22 protein-coding genes are annotated in these 26623 nt (G+C 67.9%); 7 read left to right on the top strand and 15 right to left on the bottom strand.

The annotated features are described in order from the left end of the window. Positions 1–4: 4 nt before the first annotated feature. The 5 genes from lnt to miaB all read right to left on the bottom strand — a co-directional run bounded on the left by lnt (position 5) and on the right by miaB (position 5476). Positions 5–1492, bottom strand: coding sequence for an apolipoprotein N-acyltransferase (lnt, locus tag QM789_RS15260; RefSeq protein ID WP_420352701.1), 1488 nt, complete (start codon positions 1490–1492; stop codon positions 5–7). Next, complete coding sequence (locus QM789_RS15265) at positions 1493–2401, bottom strand: hemolysin family protein (protein WP_420352702.1); 909 nt, start codon at positions 2399–2401, stop codon at positions 1493–1495. A 36-nt stretch (positions 2402–2437) separates the two neighbouring features. Then, positions 2438–2944, bottom strand: coding sequence for an rRNA maturation RNase YbeY (gene ybeY / locus QM789_RS15270; RefSeq protein ID WP_420352703.1), 507 nt, complete (start codon positions 2942–2944; stop codon positions 2438–2440). Beyond that, positions 2928–3944 carry a PhoH family protein gene (locus tag QM789_RS15275; protein ID WP_420352704.1) on the bottom strand — a complete coding sequence of 339 codons (1017 nt, stop codon included), beginning with the start codon at positions 3942–3944 and terminating at the stop codon, positions 2928–2930. Before QM789_RS15275 ends, ybeY begins: the two co-directional genes overlap by 17 nt. 155 nt (positions 3945–4099) lie before the next feature. Continuing rightward, positions 4100–5476: a tRNA (N6-isopentenyl adenosine(37)-C2)-methylthiotransferase MiaB gene (gene miaB, locus QM789_RS15280; RefSeq protein ID WP_420352705.1), complete on the bottom strand. Its 1377-nt coding sequence runs from the start codon at positions 5474–5476 to the stop codon at positions 4100–4102. 92 nt (positions 5477–5568) lie between these two features. Between miaB and QM789_RS15285 the strand changes: the two genes are divergently transcribed. Beyond that, positions 5569–6423: a hypothetical protein gene (locus QM789_RS15285; RefSeq protein ID WP_420352706.1), complete on the top strand. Its 855-nt coding sequence runs from the start codon at positions 5569–5571 to the stop codon at positions 6421–6423. Here QM789_RS15285 and QM789_RS15290 read toward each other — a convergent pair. Further along, positions 6411–7454 (bottom strand): FUSC family protein, encoded by a 1044-nt coding sequence (locus tag QM789_RS15290; RefSeq protein ID WP_420352707.1) that lies wholly within the window; start codon positions 7452–7454, stop codon positions 6411–6413. The genes QM789_RS15285 and QM789_RS15290 overlap by 13 nt on opposite strands. Continuing rightward, complete coding sequence (locus tag QM789_RS15295) at positions 7455–7913, bottom strand: GatB/YqeY domain-containing protein (protein WP_420352708.1); 459 nt, start codon at positions 7911–7913, stop codon at positions 7455–7457. It abuts the gene before it with no gap. A 166-nt stretch (positions 7914–8079) separates the two neighbouring features. Here QM789_RS15295 and carA point away from each other — a divergent pair, with 166 nt between their 5' ends. Further along, positions 8080–9246: a glutamine-hydrolyzing carbamoyl-phosphate synthase small subunit gene (gene carA, locus QM789_RS15300; RefSeq protein WP_420352709.1), complete on the top strand. Its 1167-nt coding sequence runs from the start codon at positions 8080–8082 to the stop codon at positions 9244–9246. A gap of 103 nt (positions 9247–9349) precedes the next feature. Then, positions 9350–11302 carry a glycosyltransferase family 2 protein gene (locus QM789_RS15305; protein ID WP_420352710.1) on the top strand — a complete coding sequence of 651 codons (1953 nt, stop codon included), beginning with the start codon at positions 9350–9352 and terminating at the stop codon, positions 11300–11302. Here the strand turns inward: QM789_RS15305 and QM789_RS15310 are convergent. From QM789_RS15310 to QM789_RS15325, 4 genes are read right to left on the bottom strand one after another with little or no spacing between them, the layout of a single operon-like run. Continuing rightward, positions 11287–13365 carry a hypothetical protein gene (locus tag QM789_RS15310; protein ID WP_420352711.1) on the bottom strand — a complete coding sequence of 693 codons (2079 nt, stop codon included), beginning with the start codon at positions 13363–13365 and terminating at the stop codon, positions 11287–11289. The two genes, QM789_RS15305 and QM789_RS15310, sit on opposite strands and share 16 nt — an antisense overlap. After that, a complete protein-coding gene (locus QM789_RS15315; RefSeq protein WP_420352712.1) occupies positions 13362–16046 on the bottom strand; it encodes a DUF4159 domain-containing protein in 2685 nt (894 codons plus the stop codon). The genes QM789_RS15310 and QM789_RS15315 overlap by 4 nt, the downstream gene beginning before the upstream one ends. After that, entirely contained in the window at positions 16043–16915 is an 873-nt protein-coding gene (locus tag QM789_RS15320) for a DUF58 domain-containing protein (protein ID WP_420352713.1), read from the bottom strand. Before QM789_RS15320 ends, QM789_RS15315 begins: the two co-directional genes overlap by 4 nt. Continuing rightward, the gene (locus QM789_RS15325) at positions 16912–17919 is read right to left on the bottom strand and encodes an AAA family ATPase (protein WP_420352714.1); all 1008 of its coding nucleotides are present in this window, start codon (positions 17917–17919) and stop codon (positions 16912–16914) included. The genes QM789_RS15320 and QM789_RS15325 overlap by 4 nt, the downstream gene beginning before the upstream one ends. 71 nt (positions 17920–17990) lie before the next feature. Here QM789_RS15325 and QM789_RS15330 point away from each other — a divergent pair, with 71 nt between their 5' ends. The 3 genes from QM789_RS15330 to map are packed head-to-tail and all read left to right on the top strand — an operon-like array spanning position 17991 to position 20244. After that, a complete protein-coding gene (locus tag QM789_RS15330; protein WP_420352715.1) occupies positions 17991–18584 on the top strand; it encodes a DUF1285 domain-containing protein in 594 nt (197 codons plus the stop codon). 26 nt (positions 18585–18610) lie between these two features. Next, on the top strand, positions 18611–19498 hold the full coding sequence (locus tag QM789_RS15335) for a glycosyl transferase (protein ID WP_420352716.1): 888 nt from the start codon (positions 18611–18613) through the stop codon (positions 19496–19498). Beyond that, entirely contained in the window at positions 19495–20244 is a 750-nt protein-coding gene (gene map, locus QM789_RS15340) for a type I methionyl aminopeptidase (RefSeq protein ID WP_420352717.1), read from the top strand. Before QM789_RS15335 ends, map begins: the two co-directional genes overlap by 4 nt. A gap of 13 nt (positions 20245–20257) precedes the next feature. Here map and polA read toward each other — a convergent pair whose 3' ends face one another. From polA to QM789_RS15360, 4 genes are all read right to left on the bottom strand, one after another. Then, the gene (polA, locus tag QM789_RS15345; RefSeq protein WP_420352718.1) at positions 20258–23236 is read right to left on the bottom strand and encodes a DNA polymerase I; all 2979 of its coding nucleotides are present in this window, start codon (positions 23234–23236) and stop codon (positions 20258–20260) included. Positions 23237–23437: 201 nt separating this feature from the next. Next, entirely contained in the window at positions 23438–23638 is a 201-nt protein-coding gene (locus QM789_RS15350) for a zinc-finger domain-containing protein (protein WP_420352719.1), read from the bottom strand. A 53-nt stretch (positions 23639–23691) separates the two neighbouring features. Then, positions 23692–24072 carry an HIT domain-containing protein gene (locus QM789_RS15355; RefSeq protein ID WP_420352720.1) on the bottom strand — a complete coding sequence of 127 codons (381 nt, stop codon included), beginning with the start codon at positions 24070–24072 and terminating at the stop codon, positions 23692–23694. 10 nt (positions 24073–24082) lie between these two features. Further along, positions 24083–25657, bottom strand: coding sequence for a DUF5928 domain-containing protein (locus QM789_RS15360; protein WP_420353323.1), 1575 nt, complete (start codon positions 25655–25657; stop codon positions 24083–24085). A 105-nt stretch (positions 25658–25762) separates the two neighbouring features. Between QM789_RS15360 and QM789_RS15365 the strand changes: the two genes are divergently transcribed. Beyond that, positions 25763–26587, top strand: coding sequence for a sulfotransferase family protein (locus QM789_RS15365; RefSeq protein ID WP_420352721.1), 825 nt, complete (start codon positions 25763–25765; stop codon positions 26585–26587). The last annotated feature ends 36 nt before the right edge of the window (positions 26588–26623 follow it).

Here is a 26623-nt window from a genome sequence, read left to right on the forward strand (position 1 = left end):
CGTGCTAGACCCGCCTCCGGCTCCGGTCAACGCCATTGTTGCCCCAAACGGTCACAATTACTGCCATGATCAGCAGAAGGGCCAGCGCCGGCCCGTCTCCGACCCGCGCATAAAGGGTTTTCGGCAGGGCGGCCGGCAGCCGCGCGTCGATCACGCCCATGTCGTTCATGCCCAGATGGTCGAGGATCCGCCCCTTCGCGTCGATCATCGCGCTGACGCCGGTATTCGCCGCGCGCGCGACCGGCAGGCCGAACTCCACCGCGATCAACTGCGCCTGCGCCAGATGCTGCCACGGGCCGGAGAGCGTGCCGAACCAGGCGTCATTCGTCACCAGCATGATCCAGTCGGGGCGCTCGGACACCCGCCGGATGTCCTGCGGGAAGATTAATTCGTAGCAGATCAGCGGCTGCACCCGGCCCAGCGGACCAAGGTCCAGCACCTGCTCCGCCTGCCCCGCCGTATAGCCGTTGCCCTGCTGCGCCGCGAAGGCCGAAATGCCGATCCGCGCGAGCCAGTCGCCATAGGGGATGTATTCGCCGAAGGGCACCAGATGAACCTTGTCATAGACCGGCCCCACGGTGCCATCCGGATGGATGATCGCCAGGCTGTTGTAATAGCGCAGCCCCTCAGACCGCTGGATCCCCATCGCGACCGGGGCGCCGCCCGCCGCCTCCGCCGCCATCCGCAGCCCGTCGCCCGGATCGTCGAGCAGGAAGGGCACCGCCGTTTCCGGCCAGATCACCAGATCCGGACGCGGCGCACCGGGCGCGGGCGGATTGGCGGTCAGGTCAAGGTGGCGGTAAAAGAATTCCAGCCGATATTGCGGATCCCATTTCAGCGCCTGCGTCGCATTCGGCTGCACCAGCCGGACGGTCACCGCCGGGCCATCGGGCAGCGGCGCGTTCAGCCGCATCTGCCCCGCGCCCCAGATCCCGGCCAAGGCCAGCAGCGCGACCACCCCCGCCCATCGCCGCCAGAACGCCACGGCCAGTAAGAGGGTCAGCAGGCTCAGCCCGATCGGTCCGACATAGGCCGCCGCCTGCGCGACCGGCGTGCCGATCCAGATATGGCCGAACAGGATCCACGGAAAACCGGTCAGGGCATAGCTGCGCAGCGCATCCATCGCCACCAGCCCGAGCGCGATGCCGGGCAGACCCCGCCGCCCGCCAAGCCCTGCGCCAAGCGCCCAGAACGCCCCCATCCCCGCCGCCATGAGGATCAGCGCGAAGGGCGCCATCCAGCCGAAGATCTCGGGCTCGACCAGAAACGGCTCGGTGATCCAGAACATCCCGGCCAGCGCATAGCCGAATCCGCCCGCGAAGCCCGCCCAGCCGGGGCTGCTGCGCGCCAATCCCAGAAACAGCGACAGCGCCGGGACCGCCACGAACCACCAGCCCAGCGGCGCCTGCCCAAGCGCCACCCCGGCACCCAGCACGGCCGCCCCGGCCAGAAGGCGCCAGCGCGGGCGCGATTTCAACCGGGGCAGGCGCATTCACTCCGCCGGGGCCACGCCGGGCAGGCGGACGCGCAGGCGCTTGATGCGGCGGGGATCGGCGTCGATGATTTCGTATTCCACGCCGTTTTCGCCGCGGATCACCTCGCCCCGCGCGGGCACGCGGCCGATCTGCATGAAGACCAGCCCGCCCATCGAGTCGATCTCCTGCTCCTCCTCGGGCTCGGCGAGCGCCATGCCGATCTCGGCCTCGAAATCCTTCACCGGGGCGCGGGCCTGCACCACCCACTGGCCGGGTTTTTCCAGCTTCCAGTAGCCGCCCTCGGCCTCGTCATGCTCGTCCTCGATCTCGCCGATCACCTGTTCGATCAGGTCTTCGAGCGTGACCAGCCCGTCCACCCCGCCATATTCGTCGATCACCAGCGCCATATGGATCCGCTGCACCTGCATCTTTTGCAAAAGCACCCCGATCGGCATCGACGGCGGCACATACAGCAACGGCCGCAGCAGCTTGCGCACCGAAAACCGGCCATTCGCGGCGCCGAAGCCATATTCCAGCGCAAGATCCTTCAGGTGGACAAGGCCCAGCGGCGTGTCGAGCGTACCCTTGAACACCGGCAGGCGGGAATAGCCCTCGGTGCGGAAAACCTCGACCAACTCGTCCTTGGTGATGCTCGACGGCACGGCGACGATCTCCACCTTCGGGATCGCCACATCGCCCACCCGCATCTTGCGCAGGTTGCCAAGGCCCGGATGCACCGGCGCGGCATCGGCCTGCGCATCGGCTTCGGGCGCCGCATCATCATTGTCATTGGAGCTGGAGGCGCCGAACGCGCCAAGAATGCGTCCCAGAAACCCGCGCGAGTGCGGTTCTGAAGAACTGTCGCCGGCGTCGTTATCCGACGCGGACGCGGTGGCGGAGCTGGCTCCGTCAGCGACTTGTCCCATGGGTCCTTTCCAGATCACGCGGCGAAAATGACCGCATCACAGTTCATATGGGTCGGAAATCCCCATCCGGTCAAGCACCCGAACCTCGGTCGCCTCCATCAGGGCGGCATCCCCGTCCCGGATATGATCATAGCCAAGAAGATGAAGAATTCCATGCACGATCAGATGCGTGACGTGGCTTTCCAGCGTTTTTTCCTGCTCCTCGGCCTCGCGCAGGCAGGTTTCCCAGGCAATCGCAATGTCACCGAGTGATTCGCGCTCGCCGGGCAGGAAGGGTTCCGGCGCATCCGGACGCCCGCCCTCGGCCTCGGCGGCCAGTTCCGCCGATGGCCAGCTAAGCACATTCGTCGGCATGGGTTTGCCCCGGAAATCGGCGTTCAGCACCGCGATCCGGGCATCGTCACAGCCGAGCAGGCTGATTTCGAACTCCGTCGGAGTCAGCCCCTGATCCTCCAGCACCGCCCGCGCGGCACGTTCGGAGAGCGCGGGCAGGATGTCCTGCCAGCGCGCATCTTCAAGGGTGATCTCAACCAGCGGCTCCATCGGCGCGGTCATAGGCGTCAATGATCCGCGCGACAAGGGGGTGCCGCACCACATCCGAGGCGGTGAAGTAGCTGAAGGAAATCCCCTTCACCCCCTCCAGGATCCGCTCCGCGTCATGCAGGCCCGATGCCACGCCGCGCGGCAGGTCGATCTGCGAGCGGTCGCCCGTGATCACCATGCGCGAGCCCTGCCCCAGACGGGTCAGGAACATCTTCATCTGCATCGTCGTCGCGTTCTGCGCCTCGTCCAGCACAACGAAGGCATTCGCCAGCGTGCGCCCGCGCATGAAGGCGAGCGGCGCGATCTCGATCCGCTTTTCCTCCATCAGCTTCTGCATCTGCTTCGCCGGCAGGAAATCGTTCAGCGCATCGTAGAGCGGCTGCATGTAGGGATCGACCTTCTCCTTCATGTCGCCGGGCAGGAAGCCGAGCCGTTCGCCCGCCTCCACCGCAGGACGGGAGAGGATGATCTTGTCGACATGCCCGCCGATCAGCATGGTCACGCCCACCGCCACCGCCAGATAGGTCTTGCCGGTGCCCGCCGGGCCGATGCCGAAGCACAGTTCATTCTCGAACAGCGCCTTCACATAGGCTTTCTGCGCCTCGGTGCGCGGATCGACCTGTTTCTTGCGGGTGCGGATTTCGTATTTCCCGGCGGCGAACATTTCCAGCTGTTCGTCCACGCTCATCCCCGCATTGCCCAGGTCAGCCATCCGGATCGCGGCGTCGATCTCTTCGGCGTCGATCGGCTTGCCCTGTTCCAGCCGCTGATACAGGTTGTGCAGGATCGCCTGAGCCTGCATCTGCGCTTCGGGCGCGCCCACAACGGCCAACTGATTGCCGCGCCGCAGGATATGGACCGAGAGCTTGTGCTCGATCTGGGCCAGATTGCGGTCGAATTCCCCGCACAGGTCGATCAACAGCCGGTTGTCGGGAAACTCAAGAAGCGCTTCGAAGGTCTCTTGAGTGCGAGGCGGGGGTGTGATCGCGCTGAAGCCCAATAACGTCTCCCTTGGCTTGGCTATGAAGATATGGTGCCAAGCACCCCCGTTTCGCGCAAGCACTGGTTTTCGGAACGCCCGTCCTGCGCGCAGAATTCATGGAACTGCAACACTTCGGGGCAGGAATGGCAAAGATGGGGCGCCTTGCCTAAAATTCAAGCGTTTCGCGGATACGGCGGCGTTCCAACCCTGAAAAACCCGTTAATGCCCCCGTCCAGCAGTTCGCCCGCAAGCGAGTTCGGCGCGCTCGACGTGATTCGCACCCGCGCCAGATCGCCCTGCCGGTTGCCCTCGGCGGTGACGAAGACCGAATGCAGATAGTCGGATTTCCCCACCCATTGGCCCGGCATCCGGCCCGGTTTCTCGAACAGCACGCTGACCTCGCGGCCGACCATGCTCTCCTGCGTCTCGTGCTGCTGCCGGGTGATCAGGGTCTGCAATTCATGCAGGCGGCGGTCGGCGGTCTCGGCATCGACGCCGGGGCGGTCGGCGGCGGGCGTGCCCGGGCGCGGCGAATACTTGAACGAGAACGCCGAGCCATAGCCCACCGCCTCGATCAGGGCGAGCGTGTCGCGATGGTCCTGCTCCGTTTCCCCCGGGAAACCGGCGATGAAGTCCGAGGACAGCACCAGATCGGGCCGCGCCGCGCGGATCCGCTCGATCAGCCGCAGATAGGCGTCGGCAGTGTGGCGCCGGTTCATCAGCTTCAGCACCCGGTCCGAGCCCGACTGCACCGGCAGATGCAGATAGGGCATCAGCTTCGGCTCCGCGCCATGCGCCTCGATCAGGTCGTCCGTCATGTCGTTCGGGTGCGAGGTGGTGTAGCGGATCCGCTCCAGCCCGTCGATCCGCGCCAGTTCCCGCACCAGACGGCCCAGCCCCCATTCGCCATCCGGCCCCGCACCGTGATAGCCGTTGACGTTCTGGCCCAGAAGGGTGATCTCCTTCACCCCCTTCGCCACCAGCCTGCGCGCCTCGTCCAGTAGCCGCGCCACCGGGCGGCTGACCTCAGCCCCGCGCGTATAGGGCACGACACAGAAGGCGCAGAACTTGTCGCAGCCCTCCTGCACCGTCAGGAACGCGGTAGGCCGCGCCTGCACCGGGCGTTCGGGCAAGAGGGTGAAGCGGTCCTCCACCGGGAATTCGGTCTCCACCGGACGTTCGCCGCGCTCGACCGCCGCCACCATGTCGGGCAGGTGGTGATAGGCCTGCGACCCCACGACCAGATCGACCAGCGGCATCCGGCGCATGATCTCCGCCCCCTCCGCCTGCGCGACGCAGCCCGCCACGCCGATCTTCAGGTCGGGCTTCGCCTCCTTGAACGGGCGCAGGCGGCCCAGGTCGGAATAGACCTTCTCCGCCGCCTTTTCCCGGATGTGGCAGGTGTTGAGCAGCATCATATCCGCCTCTGCCGGATCATCGGTCAGCACATAGCCCTTTGCGCCCATGGCCTCGGCCATGCGCTCGCTGTCATAGACGTTCATCTGACAGCCATAGGTCTTGATATGCAGCTTCTTCGGCGCTTCCGTCATGGTGGCCCTCCGGGTTCAGCCCGCCTGATACGGCAAAACGCCCCCTGCGCGCAACGCTTGCATTCCCGGCGGGGGCCCGGCAAGAACGGCGCATGGAGCATGGTTCCCTTGATGCCTTCGTGAAACATGTGCCCGCCGGGCCGCTCGCCCTGATCTTCGTCGAGGATCTGGCCGAGATCGACAGCACCATCCGCCACCACCTCGCCGCCGGGTTCCGCGATGTCGCGGTCTTTGCCCCCGCGGAGGCGGTGATCGCCCCCGAACTGGCGCCCGAGGTCCACCGCATTCCCTGGAACCCCTTCGCGCCGCAGGCCCTGCCCCGCGCGGTGAACCGGGTGATCGCCGCCGCCCGGCCGGGGACATGGCTCTATTACGGCTACAACGCCGAATACCTGCTCCATCCGTTCTGCGAGACCCGGAACGTGCGCGAGATGCTGGCCTTCCATGCCGAGGAACGCCGCTCCGCGATGCTGACCTATGTCATCGACCTGTATGCCCCGGATCTGGCGCGCAACCCCGATGGCGTAAACCTGGCGGAGGCGATGTTCGACCGGGCGGGCTATTACGCGCTGGCCCGGTACGATGCGGAGGGGCGGCCGCGGGAGCGGCAGCTTGATTTCTTCGGCGGCCTGCGCTGGCGGTTCGAGGAGCATGTCTCGCCCCAACAGCGCCGGATCGACCGGATTTCGCTGTTCCGCGCGGCAAAGGGGCTGAAACTGCGCCCCGACCACACCTTCAACATCGAGGAATACAACACCTACGCCTGCCCCTGGCACAACAACCTGACGGCGGCGGTGGCGTCTTTCCGGGTGGCGAAGGGGCTGAAGGCCAATCCGGGGTCGTCCGATGCCGTCACGGATTTCCGCTGGTATAATTCGGTGCCCTTCGAATGGCGCGGGCAGCAGTTGATGGATCTGGGCCTGATGGAGCCCGGTCAGTGGTTCTGAGCGGGCAGCGCCAATAGCTCCCGCCCCGCCGTGATCAGCGCCACCGCCTGTTGCCCGACGGCATGCCAATGCACCGCCCCCGGGTCGAGTTCCGCGATCATCCGCGCCGCCGCCGCCCGGTCGATGCGCGGCGCATGGTCCGGATCGGCCAGACATTGCGCGACGTGATCGAGCAGCCGCACCATGTCGGGCGGCGCGCGCCCCGGCTCGTCGCGCAGCGCGTGATAGAGTTCATCGCCCAGGATCATCGCCTGCGCATAGATCCGCACCGCATGGCGGTCGTAGCGATCGGCCATCACCGCCAGCCGCGGCCCCGCGCGCCACCCCCGCAGCGACCAGCGCGCATTGTCGCGCGCAAGCGCGATCCCGCCATCCAGCGCCACCAACTGCCCCCGCGCCGCGCTCAGCCGATGCGCCGCCGCCCGCGCATCGCGCAGATTGGCCGCCTCCACCGCCCGCGCGGCCAGCGCCATCCCCTGCGCAAGCTCCGCCAGCAGGCTGCGCGCGGATTTCTCCAGACTGCGCTCCGGATCCGGCGTCATCAGGATCTGGCTGAACATCAGCCCGACCGCCGTGCCGATGCCGACGTCGATCAGCCGCTCCGGCCCCGCCGCGACAGGCCCCATCGTCAGCACCATCAGCGCCGAGACCCCGGACTGGATCGCCGTCACCGGCCCCTGCCCCCACAGCGCCCCGCCGGTAATAGCCAGAAAGGTCACCACCGACAGCCGCAGCACGGCCGGGGCATAGTCATGCCCGATCGGCACCAGCAGGCTGAGTTCGCCCACGGCGATGCCGGTGAACACCCCCATCAGCATCGCCAGCGCCTGCCGCCCGTGGTTCGCAAGCCCCGGCGCCAGACAGATCACACAGGTCACCACGGCGAACATCGGCCGCTCATGCCCCGCCAGCCAGCGCGCCAGAGCCCAGGCGATCGCCACCGCAACCGCCGTCGCCAGCGCATCGCCACTGGCGGCAACGGCCCGGTCGCGCAGCCGCAGCCAGCGGCCCCTGAGGACGGATCCGGCCACTTAGCCCAGCTTCGCCTTGACCATCGGCCCGACCGCGCCGAAATCCATCTGCCCGGTGTATTTCGCCTTCAGCTCGCCCATCACCCGGCCCATGTCGCGGATCGAGGTCGCGCCCAGATGCGCCACCGCCGCCTCGACCGCCGCCGCCACTTCGTCGGGCGTCAGCTGCCGGGGCAGGAATTCCTCGATCACCTTGACTTCGCCCAGTTCCTTTTCCGCCAGTTCCAGCCGCCCGCCCTCTTCATAGGCGCGCGCGGATTCCTGACGCTGTTTCACCATCTTGCCCAGGATCGCCAGGACCTCGGCATCGCCCACGGTGGCGCCTTCGCCTTCGCCGCGCATCGCGATCTCGCGGTCCTTGATGGCGGCATTGATCAGCCTGAGCGTCGACAGACGGTCCGCCTGTTTCGCCTTCATCGCATCCTTCAGAGCCGCGGCAAGCCGCTCGCGCATCTGCATCTGCCTTCTCCCAATCCGGTTGAAGGCCACAGGATACCCCGGATGCCGCGCCGGCACAACAGCGCCAACCCGTTGATTTTCCACAACAACAATAATCATGCGAAGGGGTTGACCCGGGCCTGCGCCGCTCGTAGTTTCCGGCAGATTTTGCCCCGGGAGTCGTGCCATGCCTGTCAGCCATCAGTCATCGGAAAAGCCCACCGCGCTGATCGCGCTCGCGGACGGGCAGTTGTTCTACGGCAAGGGCTTCGGCGCCACCGGCACCACGGTCGCCGAACTGGTGTTCAACACCGCGATGACCGGCTATCAGGAAATCATGACCGACCCGAGCTATGCCGGGCAGGTCGTGACCTTCACCTTCCCCCATGTCGGCAATGTCGGCGTCAATGCCGAGGATGACGAGACCGCCGATCCGGTTGCCGCCGGTCTGGTGGTGAAATGGGATCCGACGGAGCCCTCGAACTGGCGCGCGAGCAGCGATCTGGTCGACTGGCTGGCCAAGCGCGGCCGGATCGGCGTCGGCGGCGTGGACACCCGGCGGCTGACCCGCGCGATCCGGCAGCAGGGCGCGCCGCATGTCGCGCTGGCCCATGATCCGGAGGGGAATTTCGACATCGAGGCGCTGGTGAAGAAGGCGCGGGAGTGGAAGGGGCTGGTGGGCCTCGACCTCGCCAAGGATGTCACCTGCGCGCAAAGCTACCACTGGGACGAAAAGCGGTGGGCCTGGCCCGAAGGTTACGCCCGGCGCGAAGGCCCCGGCCTGAAGGTCGTGGCGATCGACTATGGCGCGAAACGCAACATCCTGCGCTGCCTGGCGTCGGCGGGCTGCGATGTGACCGTCCTGCCCGCGACCGCCACCGCCGAGGATGTGCTGGCGCTGAACCCCGAGGGCGTGTTCCTGTCGAACGGCCCGGGCGATCCGGCGGCAACGGGCGCCTATGCCGTGCCGATGATCAAGGGCATCCTTGAGAAGGATCTGCCGGTCTTCGGGATCTGCCTCGGGCATCAGATGCTGGCGCTCGCGCTTGGCGCGACGACGATCAAGATGAACCACGGCCATCACGGCGCGAACCATCCGGTAAAGGATCTGACCACCGGCAAGGTCGAGATCACCTCGATGAACCACGGCTTCACGGTCGATGCGCAGACCCTGCCCGCCGGGGTGAAGGAGACCCATGTCTCGCTCTTCGACGGCTCGAACTGCGGCATCGCGATGCAGGACCGACCGGTGTTTTCGGTGCAATATCATCCGGAAGCGAGCCCCGGCCCGCAGGACAGCTACTATCTGTTCGACCGTTTCGCCGAAGCCATGCGGGCGCGGCGCAACGCCTGACATCGGCTGAAAACCGCTTAACGTCTCATTAACCAAGCCCTGCCAATCCTGCGCCACACGAACCGGCTCCGCGCCGCGATTCGAATGAAAGCAGGACAGGATCATGGATGACGGCGCAGGTCGGGTAATCAGCATGTTCGGGCGGCGCGACACCGCCCGGGGCGTCGTGGCCCGCGCCGCACGGCCGCAGCCGCAGGCCACGGGGCGCGAACAGGCTCCGCTCGGGCAGATCCTGTTACAGATGGGCGCGGTCGATGCCAGCGACCTGCTGAAGGCCGTCGCGATGCGCAACAGGGGCGAGGCCCGGCTGGGGGAAATTCTGCTCGCTCATGGCTGGGTCAGCCAATCCGCCCTGACCGAGGCGCTGGCCCGTCAGCATCAGTCGTCGGCGGTGGATCTGACCCTCGAACGCCCCGACCCCCGGCTGATCGACGAAATCGGCGCGGAGCTTTGCCTGAAGGAGGCGATCGTGCCCTGGCGCCGGATCGGCGGCACCATGGTCATCGCCGTGGCCCGGCCCGAGGAATTCCCCCGTATCGCCGCCCTGCTGCCCGCCGCCGCCGGCCCCTATCGGATGGTCGTGGCCTCGGAACGCGACGTGCATGAGGCGGTGGTCCGCCGTCGCCGCACCGCGATGATCCGCCGCGCCGAAATGCGCGTTTCCGCCGCGGAGAGTTGCCGCGACAGCGACCCCGCCACCGCCTCGAACTTCGCCCTGGGGGCGATTCTCGCCGTGGCGCTCGGCATGCTGGCGGCGCCGCTCGCGACATTCTCGGTGATCTTCGGCTGGGCGGTGCTGACGCTTTACGCCACGATGGGGCTGAAACTCATCGCCTGGATCGCGCAGGTCCGCGCCGTGGCCCGGCAACGGCGGTTGCCCGACGAAGCCGTGCCGATCCGGCTGCCGGTCATCTCGATCCTGGTGCCGCTGTTCAACGAACGCGACATCGCCGCGCGGCTGGTGCAACGGCTGGGCAAACTGAACTACCCGCGCGAATTGCTGGACATCATCCTTGTGGTCGAGGAAACCGACACCACCACCTGCGAGGCCCTGGAACACGAGACCCTGCCGCGCTGGATGCGCGTGGTGGAGGTGCCGCGCGGCCCGATCCAGACCAAGCCGCGCGCGATGAACTATGCGCTCGGCTTCTGCCGTGGCTCGGTCATCGGCATCTACGACGCCGAGGACCAGCCCGATCCGGAACAGCTCAACGTGGTCGCCCGCCGCTTCGCCGCCGCGCCCGCCGAAGTCGTCTGCCTGCAAGGGATTCTCGACTATTACAACCCGCGCACCAACTGGCTCGCGCGCTGCTTCACCATCGAATATGCGGCCTGGTTCCGGGCGATGCTGCCGGGGCTGGCGCGGCTGGGCTTCGTGGTGCCGCTCGGCGGGACGACGCTGTTCTTCCGCCGCGACAAGCTGGAGGAACTGGGTGGCTGGGACGCGCATAACGTCACCGAAGACGCCGATCTGGGCCTGCGTCTGGCGCGGCACGGCTACCGGACGGAACTGATCGACACCGTGACGCGGGAGGAGGCGAACTGCCGCGCCCTGCCCTGGGTCAAGCAGCGCTCGCGCTGGCTCAAGGGCTATGCGATGACCTGGCTCGTGCATATGCGCGACCCCCGGCGGCTGTGGCGCGAGCTTGGCCCGCGCGGCTTCCTCGGCGTGCAGATCCTGTTCCTGGGCTCGCTGTCGCAATATCTGCTGTCGCCGATGCTCTGGACCTGCTGGGTGATGGCGCTCGGCCTGCCGCATCCGGTGGGCGCGCTGCTGCCCGCGCCGATGGTTACGGTCCTGCTGGTCAGCTTCCTGCTGAGCGAGGTGGTCAACGTGGTCGTCGGGCTTTGGGCCACGCGGGGGCGCGAACATCGCCACCTGATGCCCTGGGTGCCGACGCTGCATGTCTATTTCCCGCTCGGCGCACTGGCCGGCTGGCGCGCGATCTACGAGGCGGTCACCCGCCCCTTCCATTGGGAAAAAACCGCCCACGGCCTGTTCGATCAGGTGCCCGAAGCGGAGGCGATCCCCGTCCCGGCTCAGGACCGGCGGTAGCGCCCCTCGACCAGCCAGGCCGCCACCGTCAGCCCCGCCGCCAGCACGAGCCAGGCCCAGGCGGGCAGCACCGGCATCACCCGGATCCCGGTCACCGCGGCCGCCTCGCGCGGGGTGACCCCGATCCAGCCCGGCCCGGCGGTCATCCGCCCGGCCGACACCTGCCGAACCGCCGGCACGCCATCCCACAGCCGCGTCACCCCCCCGCCCGAGGCCTTTACCGCCGCCGCCATAGGCTCCGGCCCGGCGATGGTGCGGGCGAATTCCTTCGGGCTCGCGGGGCCAAGCGCCACCACCCGTTCCAGATCGTCCTGTTTCAGCCGATACAGCCCCTCGCCCGGCGCCTGCCATTGCAGCGCGAACCGCCCCGGCCCGGCGGGCGGCAGGGTCAGCTCCTGCACCGTGCCATCGGGCAGCGTCACCGTGAGCGGCCCCACCGCATCCTTCATCGTCCGCCGCGTCAGGTTGAGCGTCAGGCTCCCCGGCTCGACGTCGGCCTGGAGCGCTTCTTCCTCCAGTTCCGGCTCCCGCATCTCCCAATGCGCGATCCGGCGCAGCAGTTCCAGTTGCGGCCCCCCGCCCTCATAGCCCCGGTCCCACAGCCAGGCGTGATCCGAAGCGAGCAGCGCCACCCGCCCCTTGCCCGCGCGCGACAGCACCAGCAGCGGCGCGTCCTGCGCCCCCTTCATCACCACCTCGCCCGTCGGATTGGTCAGTTCGATCTGCCGCAGCCAGCGGCCCCAATGCTTGCCCTCGGCCTCCCCCGTCACCGGCGGCGCGCCCTCAAGCCCTGCCGTCACCGGATGGCGCAGGCCAAGTTCGGTCAGGCGCGGCAGATAGGCTTGCGAGATCACCTGCCCCGTCGGCCGCGCGGGCAGCACCTCGCCCAGCGGCGTCTGCCACAGGCTTTCGACCGTGGCGAATTCCGGCCCCGCCGAAACCAGGATCGCCCCGCCCCGCTCGACATAATTCCGGATGTTGCGGAAATAGCTCGCGGGCAGGATGCCGCGCTCGGCATAGCGGTCGAAGATGATCAGGTCGAACTGGTCGATCTTGTCGATGAACAGTTCCTGCGTCGGAAAGGCGATCAGCGACAGTTCCGACACCGGCACCCCGTCCTGCTTCTCCGGCGGGCGCAGGATGGTGAAATGCACCAGATCCACCCCCGCGTCGGATTTCAGCAGGTTGCGCCAGGTCCGCTCCCCCGCATGCGGCTCGCCCGAGACCAGCAGCACCCGCAGCCGGTCGCGCACGCCGTTGATCTGCACCACGGCGGTATTGTTGCGTTCGGTCAGTTCCCCCGCCACCGGGGTCACCGCGAATTGCACCACGTTCTGCCCGCCGTGTTCGAGCGTCAGCGGCAGTTCAAGATCCTGCCCGATCTGCACCCGGTAGCTCTGCGCCGTGCCGCCGTCGATCGAGATCGTCAGATCCGCCGGGCCGGTCCCTGCGGGCACGGCGCCTTCGTCCTCCACCCGCAGCCGGATCCGGGTTTCCTCGCCGATGATGCCAAAGGCGGGCGCGGTCTCGATCACCAGCCGCCGGTCCCAATCCGCGCGCTGCCCGGTCAGGACAAGCTGCAACGGCGCGGGCATCTCGGGCAAGAGCCCCGCATCATGCAGTTGCCCGTCGCTGACCACGATCGCCCCCGCCACGCGGGAGCGCGGCTCGGCGGCCAGCGCCTCGCTCAGCGCGGCGCCGATCTGCGTGCCGCCATCCTTGGGCGCGTCATGCACGGTGATCCGGCGCAATTCGGTATTCGGCAGCCGCCCGACCGCCGCCGCCAGCCGCTCGACCGCCTCATCGGTCTGCGCCGGACGATCCGCCAGCCCCTGCGACGCGGTGCGGTCGTCGAGCACCAGGACAATATCGGACAGCGGGCGCCGCTCCTCGTTCTGAAGCGAGGGCTGCGCCACCGCGATCAGCAGCACCACCGCCGCCAGCCCGCGCAAGGCCCAGCCCTTCAGCCCCCGCCACAGCGCGAAGCCCAGCACCAGAACCGCCAGCGCCGCCCCCGCCCAGAGCACGGGCCACGGCAGCAGCGGGGCAAAAATCACGCTCATTGCCCCAACCTTTCGAGCAGCGCAGGCACATGGACCTGATCGGATTTGTAGTTGCCGGTCAGCACATGCATCACCAGATTGACCCCGAACCGCCAGGCCATCTCGCGCTGCCGCTCGCCCGCCGACCCGCGCCCGACCGGGAACATCGGCTGGCCCGTATCATCCACCGCCCAGGCCGCGGCCCAGTCGTTGCCGCCGATCACCACCGGCGTCACCCCGTCGTTCAGGTTGCGAAACGGCATCCCGTCGGCCTGTTCGGCATCGGGGGGCGGCGCCTCGACCCAGACCGTGCCGTCATAGCGGCCCGGGAAACTTTGCAGCAGGTAGAAGGCCCGGCCCAGCACATGATCCGTCGGGATCGGCGCCAGCGGCGGCACCTCCAAGGGTGCGGCCAGCGCCTGAAGCCGCCGCCCGGCCTCGGTCGTGCCCATCTCCTCCATATCCGCGTCGCGGGTGTCGAACAGGATCATCCCGCCGCCGCGCAGGTAACGGTTCAGCCGGGCATAGGCATCGGGCGCGGGGGCCGGGCTGTCGGGCGTGACGGGCCAGTAGATCAGCGTAAACAACGCAAGGTCATCGGTCGCCAGATCCAGTTCCATCGGCTCCGAAGGCTCGACCGTGGTGCGCCGCGCCAGAACCTGGCTCAGCCCCTTCAGCCCCGCCATCGACACCCGGTCGATCTGCCGGTCGCCCGTGGGCACATAGGCCAGCACCACGTTGGAGGCCGCCGTGATCGCGCGGTCGAGCGCCATCTCCTGCGCCTCGGCCCGGGGCGCGAGCAGGCACAGCGCGATCAGCACCGCCGCCCGCAGCCGCCCCGAAACCGCAAGCGAAGCCAGCGCATCGGCCAGCAGCACCAGGAGCGCCGCCGCCAGCAACCCGCCCTTCAGCGGCATTTCACGCGTCACATCCGCCCCTTCGACCGGCACATCCAGCGGCCATATGGCCGGCGCCAGCACCCGCCCGCGTGGCAGGGCGTTCAGCGCGACGGACCGGTCCTCGGCCAGATAGACCCCGGGCGGCAGATCCGGCCCCGGTGGGCCTTCGGCCAGTTTTTCTCCCGGCACCCCCGCCGCCTGTTCCGCCGGGCCCAGCCGCCCGAAACCGTCGATCAGCTTTGCCGGAACCCAGGTCTGCCCGGCCAGATCGGCGGCCTGAGGCGCCTCGGCCCGCGCCGAAACCGCCAGACGTTCCAGCATTTCGGGGAACAGCACGGAGAGCGGCAGGTTCGACCAGTCGGCATTGGCGGAGACGTGGAACAGCACGATCTCCCCCGCGCCAAAGGCCGAACGCGTCACCAGGGGCGTGCCATCCGCCAGCGCGGCGATGGCGCGCGAGGCAAGCTCCGGCCCCGGTTCGGCCATGACCTGCTCGGTCACGCTGACCTCCGCCGGGACCACCAGCCCGGCGAAGGGCGAGGCTTCCGGAAAGGGCGCCAGAGTGCGCGGCTCGCCCCAGCTCATCGTGCCGCCGACGGAGCGCCCCCCCGCCCGGAGCCGCACCGGCAGGAAGCGGTCCTCGCCCTCCGCCGCCGCCAGACGCGGCCCGGCGAAACGCACCAGCAGCCCGCCCTTGTCCAGCCATTCGGCCAGCCGGTCGGGCTCGGCGATCTCGGCCACATCGGCGAGGATGATCACATCCGGATTGGCGCTCAGCGCATCCTCCAGCGTGCCCTCGACCAGATCCGCCGAAGGTTGCAGCGCCTGTTTCAGGTAGTGCAGCGGCGAGAGCAGCTCCAGCCCCTCCCGCGCCGAGGCGCCCGAGATCAGCGCCACCTTGCGCCGCTTCACCGCGTCATCGGTCAGCGTCACGGCCCCGGCGCTGCGGATCCCCGTCACCTCGAACCGGGTAATGCGGTTGCGCAATTCGGGCGGCAGATCGAAGATCGCCGTGCCCGTGGCGGTATGCGTCAGCACCACCTCCGCCCGCGCCAGTTCGCGTTCCGCCCCCGAAGGATCCGGGCCGATCGCCGCCACGTCATAGCCCGCGCTCACCGGCGCGGAGGTCAGGAGCGGCACCACCACATGGCCATCGCGGATCGCCGCCGGGCCAAGCGCCACCACCGGCGCCCCCGGCTGCCAGACCTTGAGCATGCCCCGGGCCTGAAGCGCGCGGCGCAGATCCTCCCGGCCCGGACGGTCCAGCCCGTCGGAGAGCCACAGCGTGTCGAAATTCCCCTCGGGCAGCGGCGCGGTGCCCGGCTCCCATGCGGCGGGCAGCAGCCCCGGCAGCGCCTGCGCCACCGTCCCCGCATCGGCGAAAACCGGCGCCACGGGCGGCGGCGCGGTCAGCAGCAGCACGGCCGCAGGCCGCCCCGCCGCCTGCGCCTCGGCCAGGGCACGCTCCATCCGGTCGATCCGGCGCGGCCAGTCGCGCGCCGAAGCCCAGCTTCCATCCTCGACGATCAGCAACGGCCCCTGCCCCACCGCGACCGGCTGCGGGTTCAGCACCGGCCCCGCAAAACCGATGATCGCCGCCGCCACCGCCAGCATCCGCAGCGCCATCAGCCACCAGGGCGTGCGCTCGGCCTGCACCGCCTCATCGGCCAGCCCCAGAAGCAGCGCCACCCCCGGAAACCGCCGCCGCACCGGCGCGGGCGGCACGGCGCGCAGGATGAACCACAGCACCGGCAGCGCAACCAGCCCCAGCAGAAGCCACGGCGCGGCGAACCCGATCGTCATCCCCGCCCCCGTTCCAGCGCGGCATAGAGCCACAGCAGCGCCGCCGCCGCAGGCGCATCGGTGCGGTGCACCGAGACCTGCCAGCCCGCCGTGCGGGCCAGCGCCTCCAGCCGGTCGCGCCGCGCGGCCAGCCGGGCGCGGTAGCGGTCCCGCAGGTCGCGCGCCTCGCGCGTTTCATGGCGCAGGCTGCCCGACATGGATTCGAAAATCGTGCGGCCGTCGAAGGGGAACTCCTCCTCCGCCGGATCGACGACCTGCAACAGGACGCCGCTCACCCCCCGGTCGGACAATTGCCCGACGGCGGATTTAATCGCGTCGATGTCGCCAAAGAAATCCGACAGGAAGGCCGCCCGCGCCCGTCCGGGCACCCCCGCGACCTCGGGCAGGCCATAATCGCCCGTCCCCTCCGCCGAGAGCAACGCCGCCAGCGTCATCAGTTGCGCCCGCCCCGGACGCGGCGGCGCCAGCGGGCCAAGCCCGACCCGCTCCCCCGCCCGCACCGCCAGAACCGCCAGCGCCAGCGCCAGAAGCCGCGCCCGGTCGGCCTTCGTCACCCGCCCCTTCGCCCCGCTGAACCGCATCGAGGCCGAGCCATCCGCCCAGAGGCTCAGCGATTGCGCCAGTTGCCATTCCCGGTCGCGCACATATTGCACATCCGACCGGGCCGAGCGGCGCCAATCCACGAAGCGCAGCGAATCCCCCGCAAGGGCCGGGCGATATTGCCAGAATTCCTCTCCGGCCCCGGCGCGGCGGCGGCCATGGCCACCCATCTGCACCGTCGCCGCCAGTTGTTCTGCCGCCAGGAGCAGCCCGGGCAGCGCACCCGCCTGCGCCTCTGCCTCGCGCCGCAGCGATACGCCCGAACTCACGCAGCCGCCTCCCGCGGGCCGAGCGTTTCGGCCACCGCCCCCGCGATGACGGCGGAGAGCGTCTCGCCCCGCGCCCGCGCGGCAAAGCTGAGCGCCATCCGATGGGTCAGCACCGGCCGCGCCAGCGCCGCCACATCCTCGACCGAGGGCGCCAGCCGCCCGTTCAGCAGCGCCCGCGCCCGCACCGTCAGCATCAGCGCCTGCGCCGCGCGCGGCCCCGGCCCCCAGGCCAGCGCCTCCTTCGCGGCGGGCAGCGCCTCCGGCTCTCCGGGGCGGCAGGCGCGCACGAGGTCCAGGATCGCCTCGACCACGCTTTCGCCCACCGGCATCCGCCGCACCAGCGCCTGCGCCGCCATCAGTTCCTCCGCCGTGAACACCGGCTCGGCCCGCGCCTCCGTGGCGCCGGTGGTGGCGAGAAGAATGTCCCGCTCCGTCGCGCGGTCCGGATATTCGACATCGACCTGCACGAGGAACCGGTCCAGCTGCGCCTCGGGCAGCGGATAGGTGCCCTCCTGCTCGATCGGGTTCTGCGTCGCCAGAACGTGGAACGGCGGCCCGAGGCGGCGATGCACGCCCGCGACCGTCACCTCCCGCTCCTGCATCGCCTGTAACAGCGCCGATTGCGTGCGCGGGCTGGCACGGTTGATCTCATCGGCCATCAGCAGCTGGCAAAAGATCGGCCCTTCCAGAAAACGGAAGCTGCGGCTGCCGTCCGCCGCCGTCTCCAGCACTTCGGAGCCCAGAATATCGGCGGGCATCAGGTCCGGCGTGAACTGGATCCGCGAGGGTTTCAGCCCCATCACCGTGGCCAGCGTATCGACCAGCATCGTCTTGCCCAGACCGGGCAGCCCCACCAAGAGCGCATGCCCCCCCGACAGCATCGCCGCCAGGACCAGTTCCACCACCCGCTCCTGCCCGATGAACCGCCGGTTCACAGAGGCGCGCGCGGAAACCAGCCGGTCCCCCAGCCGTTCGATTTCGGCAACAAGATCGGCTTCGCTCATGACAGAGGCTCCCTTCGCACTATATGCTCATAGGAACAGATATCCGCCCCGGACCCAAACGCAAAGAGCCGATGACCCAGACCAGCCCGCCACAAAACCCCGTGAGCACCGAGGGAATGGCCGCCGCGACCCGCGCCGCCAAACGCGGCCTGCCGCCCGTCCACCTGTGGAATCCGCCGTTCTGCGGCGACATCGACATGGAGATCCGCCGCGACGGGACATGGTTCTACCTCGGCACGCCGATCGGGCGGCAGCCTCTGGTGCGGCTGTTCTCGACGATCCTGAAGCTGGAGGAGGGGAAATATTTCCTGGTCACCCCGGTGGAAAAGGTCGGGATCCGGGTGGTGGATGCGCCCTTCGTCGCGGTGGATTGCCGCGACGAGGACGGGCGGCTGACCTTCACCACCAATGTCGGCGACGAAGCGACCGCCGATGCCGACCACCCGATCCGCGTGACGCGCGATGCCTCGGGCGAGCCTTCGCCCTATGTCATGGTGCGCGCGGGGCTGGAGGCGCTGATCGACCGCAAGACCTTCTACCGGCTGGTGGACATCGCCCGACCCGCGCCGTGGCAGGGCGAGGACTGGCTCGGCCTGACCTCCTGCGGGCAGTTCTTCCCGATCATCCCGATGCGTGAACTGGACCCCGACCGCACCCCGGGCTAAACCGGCGTGAACACAGGGAGGCCCTCGTGAAACAGGTCATCTGCATCAACTGGGGCGCGAAATACGGCCCGCCCTTCATCAACCGCCTTTATGCGATGGTGGCGCGCAACATCACGCCGCCGTTCCGCTTCACCTGCTTTACCGACAATACCGCCGGGATCCGCCCCGAGGTGGACTGTCAGCCCCTGCCCGACATCGCGGTGGAAATCCCGAAGACGAAGCGCGGGATCTGGCCGAAGGCCCGGCTCTGGGGGCCGAAACTGGCCGATCTGACGGGGAATGTGCTGTTTCTCGACCTCGATCTGGTCATCACCGGATCGCTCGACGACCTGTTTACCTATGGCGATCCGGATCAGGTGATCCTGTCGCGCAACCCCGCGAAACCGTTCGAGCGGATCGGCCAGACGTCGTGCTTCCGCTTCCCGGTGGGGAAACTGGCGCCGATGCAGCAGATCTTCGTCGCCGATCCGCTGAAGATCGCCGAGGAATATGTCTGGGAACAACGCTTCGTCACCCGCAACGCGCCGGGCGGGATCGACCTGTTCCCCCGCCGCTGGGTGCAGCATTTCCGCTACCAATGCCTGCCGACCTTCCCGATCAACTGGCTCGTGGCGCCGCGCCTGCCGCGCGACACCCGCGTGGTGATCTTCCCGGGCGGCGTCTACCCCGAAGTAGCGATCAAGGGCGGCTGGGCCGGGCGCGAGGGCTTCACCCTCGCCGATCACCTGCGCAACATCCCGAACCGCCCGGCCAAGGAAGGCTCGCTCTGGCGCTACCTGCGCCATTACACCAAACCCACCCCCTGGGTCGCACAAGCCTGGCGGGAATGGTGGCATGGCAGCTTTACGGGCAAAGCTGCCGACCGTGCCCAGATAGCCCCACGCCTGTGCAGAACCGATGAGGCCGACAGATGACGATCACCCATCAGGACGAACTCGACGAGATGAAGGCCATTGGCCGGATCGTCGCCAATACGATGCAGACCATGGCCAGGGCGATGGAACCGGGCATGACGACCGGTGAACTCGATGAGATCGGCCGCGAACTTCTCGAACGGGAAGGGGCAGTCTCCGCGCCGCAGTCCAGCTATGATTTCCCCGGCACGACCTGCATCAGCGTGAACGAAGAAATCGCGCATGGCATTCCCGGTGATCGGGTGATCGCGGCGGGCGATCTGGTCAATATCGACGTCTCCGCGTCGCGGAACGGGTATTTCGCGGATACGGGCGCGACCTATCGGATGCCGCCCGTGCGTGCCTCGCTGGATCGGCTGTGCCGCGATGGCAGGCGCGCCATGCAGGTGGGCATCGCACAGGTCGGCGCGGGCAAACCTCTCGCGGGCATCGGAAACGCGATCGGTCGCTTTGCCGCGCAACGCGGCTATACGCTGATCCGCAACCTCGCGAGCCATGGCGTCGGCCGGTCGCTGCACGAATATCCAGAGGAAATCGCGACCTGGCCCACCCGTCATGACAAGCGCCGCATCGACAAGGGCCTGGTGCTGACGGTCGAGCCGTTCCTGTCCACGGGCGGCATCTGGGCTACGGAGGGCGATGATGGCTGGACGCTCTACAGCACGCCGCGCGCCCCGGTGGTTCAGTATGAACATACGGTCGTCGCGACGGATCGCGGCGCAATCGTGGTCACGCTACCCGGTTAGGCCGCCTCCCCCCTCAGCAAAGGGCACGCCCCGACCATCGCGCGCCGCCGGCGCAGCCGGCAGGGCCGAGAAGGCAGGGGGCTTGCCCCCTCCGCCGAGGCCCTCCCTCCGTCCGGCAGGCCCCGACGGGTCCGGGAAACACCCCAGCCGACCGCCCCCTCAATGCGCCTCGGCCCAGCTCGTCCCGGTGCCCGCATCCACCACCAGCGGCACCGAGAAGCTTCACCACCGGCTCCGCCGCGCCCTGCATCACCGCCCGCGCGACCTCGGTCAGCCGCGGCACATCCGCCTCGGCCACCTCGAAGATCAACTCGTCATGGACCTGTAGCAGCATCCTCGCATCCAGCCCCGCGATCGCCTCCGGCATCCGGATCATCGCCCGCCGGATAATATCTGCCGCCGCGCCCTGAATCGGCGCATTGATCGCCGCGCGCTTCGCAAAGCCCGCCCGCGGCCCCTTGTCGTTGATCTCCGGCGTATGGATCTTGCGCCCGAACAAGGTGCGCACGAAGCCGTTCTCCTTCGCAAAGCCGATCGTCTCGTCCATATAGCGCCGGATGCCCGGGAAGCGCTCGAAATAGCGGTCGATGAAGGCCTGCGCCTCGGCGCGCGGGATCCGCAGGTTGCGCGCAAGACCGAAGGCGGAAATCCCGTAGATCACCCCGAAGTTGATCGCCTTCGCCTGCCGCCGGATCATCGGATCCATGCCCTCGATCGGCACGTTGAACATCTCAGAAGCCGTCATCGCATGGATGTCCAGCCCCTTGTGGAACGCCTCCTTCAGCGCCGGGATATCGGCCACATGCGCCAGAATCCGCAACTCGATCTGGCTGTAGTCGAGCGACACCATCCGCCGCCCCTCGGGCGCCACGAACGCCTCCCGGATCCGGCGTCCCTCGTCCGAGCGCACCGGGATGTTTTGCAGGTTCGGATCGGTCGAGGCCAGCCGCCCGGTATTCGCCCCGGCGATGGAATAAGAGGTATGCACCCGCCCCGTGTCCGGGTTCACATGGGTCTGGAGCGCGTCGGTATAGGTCGATTTCAGCTTCGCCAACTGCCGCCAGTCGAGCACCTTCGCCGCCAGCCGCGCGGCCTGCGGGTGGCTGTCCTCCAGCGTCGTGACATCTTCGAGCACATCCGCCCCGGTGCCATAGGCGCCGTTCTTGCCGCGTTCGCCGCCGGGCACGCCCAGCACGTCGAACAGCAGATCCCCCAGCTGCTTCGGAGAGCCGACGTTGAAGGGCTGCCCGGCGATCTGCTGGATCTCGTCCTCCAGCGCCGCCATCCGTTGCGCAAAGACATTCGACATCCGCGCGAGAACCGCGGTATCGACCTTCACCCCCGCCATCTCCATCTCCGCCAGCACCGGCACCAGCGGGCGTTCCAGCGTCTCATAGACGGTCGTCACCCGTTCGCGGTGCAGGCGCGGCTTGAAGGCCTCCCACAGGCGGAAGGTGATATCGGCATCCTCGCCGGAATAGGCGGTGGCCTTGTCGATATCGGTGCGGTCGAAGGTGATCTGCGCCTTGCCCGAGCCGATCAACTCCTTGATCGGGACCGGCTGGTGCCCGAGATATTCGGCTGAGAGCGCATCCATGCCATGGCCGTGCAGGCCCGAGAACATCGCATAGCTCATCAGCATGGTGTCGTCGATCGGATGGATCCGGATGCCGTGGTGGGCGAAAATCTTCCAGTCGTATTTCATGTTCTGGCCGATCTTCAGGACGGAGTCGTCCTCCAGAACCGGTTTCAGCAGGGCGAGCGCGACGCCAAGCTCCATCTGCCCCTCGGCCCGCGCCACCGTGCCGAACAGGTCATCGCCGCCGGTGACATGGCCGACCGGGACATAGGCCGCCTTCCCCGCCGCGCTGCACAGCGAGATGCCGACCAGTTCGGCCTGCATTTCGTCGAGCGAGGTGGTTTCGGTATCGACGGCGAGCCAGCCGGTCGCGCGGGCTTCCGCCATCCATTGCGCGAGCGTTTCGGCATCGCGGATGCAGATGTAGGGGCCATAGGGCAGAGGGGGGGCCTCGGCGGAGGGGGCAGAGCCCCCTGCCTTCTCGGCCCCGCCGACTGCGTCGGCCGCGGGCGTCGAGGGCTGCTCCAGGCCGAATTTCTCGGCGACGCGTTTGGTCAGGGTGCGGAATTCCATCCGGTGCAGGAAGTCCAGCAGATCCTGCGGGACCGGATCCTTCACCTCCAGATCGTCCAGCGTGAAGTCGAGCGGCGTTTCCGCATCCAGCGTCACCAGCCGTTTCGAGATCCGGATCTGATCGGCGAAACTGATCAGCGTCTCGCGCCGCTTCGGCTGCTTGATCTCCGCGGCGCGGGCGAGCAGGGTCTCGACATCGCCATACTCCTGGATCAGTTGCGCCGCCGTCTTGATGCCGATCCCGGGCGCGCCGGGCACGTTGTCGACACTATCCCCCGCCAGCGCCTGCACGTCGACCACCTGCCCGGGGGGAACGCCGAATTTCGCCGCGACCTCATCCGGCCCGATCCGCAGGTTCTTCATCGCGTCGAGCATCTCCACCCCGCCGCCGACCAGCTGCATCAGATCCTTGTCGGAGGAAATGATCGTCACCCGCCCGCCGGCCTCGCGCGCCTGCCGCGCCAGCGTGGCGATGATGTCGTCAGCCTCATAGCCCTCGATCTCCTTGCAGGCGATATTGAAGGCCCGCGTCGCCTCCCGCGTCAGCGGGAACTGCGGGCGCAGATCCTCGGGCGGCGGCGGTCGGTTCGCCTTGTAGTCGGGATAGATCTCGGAGCGGAAGGTCTTCGACGAATAGTCGAAGATCACCGCCGCATGGGTCGGCGCATCGCCGTTCTTCGCATCCTCGATGTAGCGGAAGACCATGTTGCAGAACCCTGCAACCGCCCCGACCGGCAGCCCGTCCGACTTCCGCGTCAGCGGCGGCAGCGCGTGATAGGCACGGAAGATGAACGCCGAGCCGTCGATCAGATGCAGGTGGCAGCCTTTGCCGAATGCCATGGGGAACCCTCCGTGTTGGCCCCCGTTGTGCCACAGCCCGCCCCGCGCCGAAACCCGAAACCCGCCCTCCGCTGGGGCGGCCGGCGCAGCCGGCGGGGCCGAGAAGGCAGGGGGCTCTGCCCCCTCCGCCGAGGCCCCACCCCCGGCATGGCAAAAGGCGGCCCCGGATGGAACCGCCCTCCTCAGCCCGGAACCAGCGCCTCAGTGATCAGAATGCGCGTGGTCGCGGTCGATGATATATTTCTTGTCGCAATAGGGGCATTCGACCCAACCGGTGTCATGCGGGATCGACAACCACACCCGGGGATGCCCCAAGGCACCCTCGCCGCCGTCGCAGGCGACTTTCCAACTGGTCACGACTTGCTCTTCGGGCGGCTTCGGCCCCGTGGCGGTGGCGGTCATCGGAAACTCCGTGAATGGCTTTGGCCGATATTGCACCGAATTCCGCCCCCGCCTCAAGCCCCCTCGACCATCCGCCCGATCACCCGTCCGCCCAGGATATGCAGGTGGAAATGCGGCACTTCCTGCACGCCATGCTCGCCCGCGTTGGTGATCGCGCGGGAACCCTTGCCGCCATCCGCCGCCTCAAGCCCCAGCATCGCGCAGACCTTCGCGCAAGTGCGGGCGAAATCCACGATCTCCGCATCCGACGCCTCGGCGCAGAAATGATCGTAGGTCACATAGGGCCCCTTGGGAATCACCAGCACATGCACGGGCGCCTTCGGCGCAATGTCGTGGAAGGCGAGCGTATGCTCGGTTTCCAGAACGGTGTTGTTCGGAATCTCGCCGCGCAGGATGCGGGCAAAGATATTCGTCGGGTCATAGGTATAGGCCACGAAGTCCTCCTCAATCAGCAAACAGATCATCCCCCGAGGCGAGGGCAAGTGCAACCTCGGGCGGCACATCCAGGAACCGCGCCAGAACCTGCGCCGCCTCGGCCGCCCCCGCCCCTTCGTGGATCCGCTCGAACCGGGCGAACCCGGCATCCGACATCCGGTCGCTTTCATAACGCAGATCGGCCCGCAGCGTCGGCAGGATCCGCTCCAGAATCTCGCGCGGCGTGTCGCGCCCGACAAGGCCGACCCGCTGCGCATGCCCCGCCAGATAACCGTCCGAGAAATCGCAGCGGATCTCCAGAATCCGGGTCTCGGCCTTGTCGGAGGTGAAATCGCGCAAGAGATCGAACCCGGCGGGATCGACACAGATCACCAGCCGGTCCGAGCGAAAATAATCGAACAGCATCCGCAGCAGCGCCTTGCGGTGGCGGTTGCGCTTTTCCAGCGTCCGTTCGATCCCGCCCAGATCGGGCATCCCGCCCTCTTCGCTGAACAGATAGCCCACCGCGGGCACCTGCGCCCGGGCCGAGATCCGCCGGGCGAGCCGCTTCGCCACATGCCATTTCTTGCACACCAGAATCATCAGCACCCGGTCCCGGCCCAGGCTGGCCTCCGTCTCCCAGAACCGCGGCGCGAACCGATGCCCGAGCCGCCCGCGGCTGGTCACGAAGCGGAACAGCGCCCCGCCGCCGTCCGACACCCGGAACCCCGCCTCGGCCTGCGTCCACAGCGCCCAGAGCCGCGCCCGCAGCACCGCGGCATCGGCGCTGATCTTGCGCGCGAACAGGTGATCCTGCGCCACCAGAAGATCCAGGTGATCGTTGCAGAACACCACCGGCATGCCGTAATCGGTGAACAGCAAAAAGGTCAGCGGCCGGGTCCGGATTTCCTCATCGGGCACCAGATGCCGCACCAGCGTCTGGAAAAACGTCTCGTCCGGGATCCATGTCGTACGGAAGAACCGCAGCACATCCGGCCGCTCAGTGCAGAACGCCAGCAGCCGCGCGACGGTGGCACGCCGCAGGCACCACCATTGCGAGCCGATCATCATCTGCACATCCTCGGGCGGGCGGCGGCTCAGCCCCAGCCGGCGTTGCAGGCCGAGGCTGGCCTCGAACAGCCATTTGTGCCGCCGCTCGTTGAAGACATGCCGGTAGTGCAGGCGCTCCTCGACGAGGCCGGTGCGGATCCAGCCCGAGGAATAGAAATCCAGGCTCTCGATATGGTCCACATCCGCCGCGTCCAGAAAGCCATGCACATATTCGGCGGATTTCACCGGCATGCAGTCGCCCGACAGCAGGTAGAAATGCGTCGCCTGAGGAAAGGCGTCGATCGCCGCGCGCAGCGCCTCCAGCGTGGCCTCGACCAGACTCCATTCACCCCAGCCGCAGGACACCCGCCGCCGCGCAAAGGCAACGCGGGGATTCGCTGCCAGTCCGCGCCGAATCCGCGCGAAATCCCCCGCCGGAGCCCGCCCGTCGAAATGGACCGAGACGAAATCCCCCGCGGAACTCAGCCGTTCGGCCTGCCGGATGACCGCTTCCGGGTCCTTGTGGGTCAACAGGATAAAAGCGACCTTGGCCATTCTCGACACGGGATTGTTTCCTCAATTGCACTGATACCGTCAAAAGCCATTGAAAAGACAGGGGCACTTTGCCCATAACAGCGAAAACCGCGCGGAGGCGAGAAAATGGGGTTTCCCGGCACCTGGATGACCGAGAGCGAGAGCATGGTCTATCGCGTCGTGCCGAAATGCGCCTGTTCGACGATCGGCCAGATCATGTTCTACTCGGACCATGGCCGGTTCTTCGACGGCGACATCCACGACGCCGCGCAGGGCCTGCACAAATGGGCGCAGGAACACAGCCAGCCGCTGATCGAGGCCAATGTGCAGGCGCATCGCAGCTATGCCTTCACCTGCGTGCGCAACCCCTATGCGCGGATCCTGTCCTCGTTCTTCGACAAGATCGCGGGGATCCAGCGCAACGGCAAACGCTACCGGGGCAATCTGGTGCCGCAACTGGCCAAACGCTACGGCATCGACGTGGGCTCGCCCGAAAACGGGTTCGACTTCGACCAGATCCGCTCGTTCCGCCGCTTCCTGCTGTTCGCGCGCGACACCATCCGCTTCCGCAAGCCGATGGATCCGGATATCCACTGGTCCGCGATGTCGGGCCATATCTCGACCTTCATCGTGAACGGCGGCCGCTACGACCGGATCTTCTTCGCCGAAGCGTTCAACGAGGGGATGCAGGACGTGCTGAACCATGTCGAGACGCCGGCGAAGGTGGATCTGGCCACCATCCCGCGCTTCAACGAATCCGAAGGCCACGGGCCGAAGCGCGCCCATCCCGTCAGCGCCTATTTCGACGACCTGTCGCGCCATCTGGTGTGGGAGATCTACAAGAAGGATTTCCAGCTGTTCCGCTATGATTTCGACGATCCGGACAACAAGATGCCGAAGGGAGAAGTAGACCTCGACGAGGTTCACGCCAGGCTGGGCCCCGAGCGGTGAGCGGTGAGCGGTGAGCGGTGAGCGGTGAGCGGTGAG

It is taken from the genome of Paenirhodobacter sp. (assembly GCF_047600745.1).
Classification (GTDB): Bacteria; Pseudomonadota; Alphaproteobacteria; order Rhodobacterales; family Rhodobacteraceae; genus Rhodobacter.